1 protein-coding gene is annotated in these 677 nt (G+C 46.7%); it reads left to right on the plus strand.

Going from position 1 to position 677, the window contains the following annotated elements:
• On the plus strand, positions 1-677 hold a 677-nt coding region (locus tag ACWHAR_RS27805; RefSeq protein WP_452088533.1), incomplete at both ends, for a pyridoxal-phosphate dependent enzyme.

A 677-nucleotide genomic window follows, 5' to 3' on the forward strand; every position in this document is an offset into this window, starting at 1 on the left:
TAAACCATACAGGTTCTCATAAAATCAATAATGCGCTAGGTCAAGCGCTGCTTGCTAAAAAAATGGGCAAAACGAAAATCATTGCTGAAACCGGTGCCGGCCAGCATGGCGTTGCCGCTGCAACAGTTGCAGCCAAATTCGGCTTTTCCTGTACTGTGTTTATGGGTGAAGAGGATGTTGCCCGCCAGTCTCTGAACGTTTTCCGCATGAAGCTTCTTGGAGCGGAGGTAGTGCCTGTAACAAGCGGAAACGGAACATTGAAGGATGCCACAAATGAGGCGATCCGGTACTGGGTTCAGCATTGTGAGGATCACTTTTATATGATTGGATCAGTTGTCGGCCCGCATCCTTATCCGCAAGTGGTCCGTGAATTTCAAAAAATGATCGGAGAGGAAGCGAAGGATCAGTTGAAACGTATTGAAGGCACTCTGCCTGATAAAGTAGTGGCATGTGTAGGCGGAGGAAGCAATGCGATAGGTATGTTTCAGGCATTTTTAAATGAAGATGTTGAACTGATCGGCGCTGAAGCAGCAGGAAAAGGAATTGATACGCCTCTTCATGCCGCCACTATTTCGAAAGGAACCGTAGGGGTTATTCACGGTTCATTGACTTATCTCATTCAGGATGAGTTCGGACAAATTATTGAGCCCTACTCTATTTCAGCCGGTCTCGACTAT

This window comes from Bacillus sp. LR--39 (assembly GCF_053613335.1).